Source organism: Frankia sp. CoWAU3, assembly GCF_977971855.1.
In genome coordinates this window covers 1-3198 of sequence record NZ_CDWWXB010000214.1, presented here as the reverse complement: position 1 = coordinate 3198, position 3198 = coordinate 1, and the positions used below count along the sequence as shown (strand labels likewise).

3 protein-coding genes and 1 pseudogene are annotated in these 3198 nt (G+C 68.9%); 2 read left to right on the top strand and 2 right to left on the bottom strand.

Annotated features, from left to right (window positions below):
* On the bottom strand, positions 1–792 hold a 792-nt coding region (locus AC08ON_RS15595), incomplete at its 3' end, for an FAD-binding oxidoreductase (protein WP_476617224.1).
* 416 nt (positions 793–1208) lie between these two features.
* Here AC08ON_RS15595 and AC08ON_RS15590 point away from each other — a divergent pair.
* A pseudogene (locus tag AC08ON_RS15590) lies at positions 1209–1813 on the top strand (transposase family protein); the annotation flags it as partial.
* A 74-nt stretch (positions 1814–1887) separates the two neighbouring features.
* Here AC08ON_RS15590 and AC08ON_RS15585 read toward each other — a convergent pair.
* Positions 1888–2421, bottom strand: a complete 534-nt coding sequence (locus tag AC08ON_RS15585; protein WP_476608080.1) for an IS30 family transposase — start codon at positions 2419–2421, stop codon at positions 1888–1890.
* A 240-nt stretch (positions 2422–2661) separates the two neighbouring features.
* On the opposite strand from AC08ON_RS15585, the gene AC08ON_RS15580 reads away from it, so the two are divergent.
* On the top strand, positions 2662–2898 hold the full coding sequence (locus AC08ON_RS15580; RefSeq protein ID WP_476608079.1) for a hypothetical protein: 237 nt from the start codon (positions 2662–2664) through the stop codon (positions 2896–2898).
* Positions 2899–3198: the final 300 nt, after the last annotated feature.

Below are 3198 nucleotides of genomic sequence, written 5' to 3'. Positions count from 1 at the left end.
GGCCCGGACGAGGTCGTCGAGCCCGGGGACTGCCGGATGCCCAGAGCCACCCGGGCCGACCCGTAGCCGACGTCCCGTGCCGTCGAGCACGTCGAGATCGACGATGTTGTCGGCGGTCCGGCCGTAGGCGATCGCCCGTGCGCCGCAGGCGTTGTTGCCGATCATGCCGCCGATGGTGCAGCGGGCATGGGTGGAGGGATCCGGACCGAATCGCAGCCCGTGCCGGCTGGCCGCCGCCTGGAGGCTGTCCAGGATGACCCCGGGCTGCACGCTCGCGGTGCGGGCGGCCGGGTCCAGGGAGATGATGCGGTGTAGGTGGCGGCTGAGATCCATCACCACCCCGGGGCCCACGGCGTTGCCCGCGATGGAGGTGCCCGCGCCCCGGGCGGTCAGCGGGGTCGCGGTGGACCGGCAAACTGCCACGATCGCCAGGATGTCCCCGACCTCCCGGGGGAACACCACGGCCGCGGGCGGCACCCGGTAGTTCGAGGCGTCGGAGGAGTACTCGGCCCGGCGTCGGGCCGAGGCGTCGACCATGGGCCGGACCACTCGATCATGATCTACACCGGTGCCGGCGACCATCGATCCGGCCGTGGTCGGTCGCTCCCCGAGCGCCGCCCGCAGCATCTGGACCAGCTCCGCCCGGTCCCCGGCCCCTGTTCCGGCCCCGGCCCGATCCCCGGGACGCCGAAACTGTCGGCGAAACCGTTGGACCCGCACGCGACGCTGCTCCCGCTGCACCCCACCATCCTCGCCACAGGCCAGGCCGGCCGCACCGGATCGACCTGCCACCGTGAATCTTCAAGGAGATCACCCTCCCGGAACCCGGGCACGGCACGGTCGGTGGCCTCCTTCGGCCGCTCACTGATGTTGACCATGCCGACGATCCTGCCCCCTGGTCACGGTGCCGCGCGACTGGTTAACCCATTAACCCACCCAGTCCAGCCCTTGGACAGCATGATCTCCAGCTCGGTTCGCAGTTCCCCTCTGTCCTGCAGGAGTGCGCGGTCTCAACTGGGTCAGTGCACCAGGCGTGAAATCCAGTCACAGGCCTGGATCTGATAGGACGTGGTTCCCCTGATGCGATGAAGGGGCGCGGCCTGTGAGGGTCTGGCGGGTGGGGTTGGGCCGGGAGACGAGGCGACGCGGGGCCTCGGTAGGAAGTAGTCCTTCCACAGATCACTTCACCGAAGGACCCCGCGTCCCGCGTGAGTTTCACGTACACTGCCGAGCTGCCCTTCGGCGATCACACCGTCTTCCGTCTGGCCGGACTGTTGGTCGCGGAGCGTCAGCGTCGTGGTACCCGTAACGGCACTCACACGCTGTCCGCGCTGGAGCAGGCCGTGATGGCCCTGCGCTGGTTCTGTGACGGCACGCGGACCCGCCTGCCCTTCAACGATCATGGAGTGTCCCGGTCAGTGGGCTACCGCTACCTGCACGAGGGCGTCGCCGTGCTGGCCTGGCAGGCCCCTGACCTGCGCGAGGCGTTGATGCGGGCCAGGATCGCAGGCAATCGCCATCTGATCGTCGATGGCACGGTCATCGAGACCGACCGGCTGCGCGTGCCTGGTCCGACCGAGGGTGTGGACCTGTGGTGGTCCGGCAAGATCTCGATCACGGTGGCAACGTCCAAATCCTGTCGGCCCCCGACGACGGCTGGCCACTGTGGGTCTCGGACGTGCCCCCGGCCGCGAACACGACTCGACCGCTCTGCGCGCCTCCGGCGCGCTGCCGATCCTGGAGGAGGAGTGGACCGCCGACCTACACGAGGTGCTGTTCGACCTCGGTTACGAAGGGTTGGGCGGCCCAGCCCGGCTGCCCACGCTCGCCTGCAAGAAGTCCCCGGCTCCTACCCTAGAGAGTCACACAAGCCTACCACCAGCAAAATCAGTGGCCGGGTACCACGCGGTCGGCGACCTCGGCAGAGTGCTCGGAGATGCCGACCATGCCGGCGATCCTGGCCTGCTTCGGCCGAGTCGACCCCCGCGGCCGGCGCTCCGCCCGGCCCGACCGCAGCGCGAGCTTCAGCCGCGTGTTCAGTTCCCCGCGCGCCTGAACGGAGAGCGTCTGGTAAATCGTCTCGTGCGACACGCGCATCTCCGGATCATCCGGGAAGTCCTTCTTCAGCCGATTAGACACCTGTTTCGGCGAGAAGTCGGCCGCCAGCCGTTCGGCCACCGCGTCGTGCAGCCGGACGTGCGTTTCCAGCTTGAACGCCTTCGGTCGCCGCCGCTGCTCGTCGGCGCGTTTCTGCGCGTCCGCGGCGCAGTATCCGGCATTGCCGCCGTTGCGCGAGACCTCACGGCTGATCACCGACTGGTTTCGGTCCAGCCGGGCCGCGATCATCCGGTGTGACAGTTTCTCGGCCAAGCCCCTGGAGATCGCCTCCCGCTCCTCCAAGGTCAACTCGACGCCGCGCACTCAGCCCTCCGATCAGTGGATCATCTTTCTACCAGCGCTGATGCGCTGATCATCTGCGACCGCCCCGGGTGGCCGTGGTGGGTACACACCGGTACCGGTCGGGTCTGGGTGACGCCGGGTGGGTGGTTGCCGAAGCGGTGTTGCCGCCGGTACCGAGGGGCGGCAGGCCCGGGGCGGGCCCTCGCCGGGGCATCGTGGGCGCCATCCGGTACGTGGCTACGTGGCCCGCAACGGGATCGTTTGGCGGGCGCTGCCGGCGGGGGGTCGTGGACCATCCTGAAGACCACCGTCGAGACCGCCCGGGAGAACCCCGGCCGGAAAACCTCCGGGGCCCTGCCGGGACGAGGGGTGGTCGAACGCACCCTCGCCTGGCTTACCGCCCACCGGCGGCTTGCCCACGGCTCCCACGGCTATGGACGTCATCCCGCCGCCTCCGAATCGTTCATCAACGGGCTCGTGCGCGCTGGTCCGCGCTAGTCGTAGCTCTTCCGGCCGGTAGGACTTGCCGCCCTTCCAAAAACGTTACGAACGGGCCGGCAAGCCGGCAAGTTTTGTGAATAAATGACTTTTTTGCGCATTCTGCGGATCGGGGCCGGTGGTGAGGGGCCGCCGGGCACAGCGGAAGAAACCGCCGGCGGCGTGTCACCGCCGTGGGGCTGGCACGCAGATCGCACAGCGGTGAACGCTGCGAACGAGCCGGCAAGTTTTGTGAATAGACAGCTTTTTGCGCATTCTGCGCAGGCGAGGAGCTGGCCCGCACCGGCGAGCAGCGCTGCC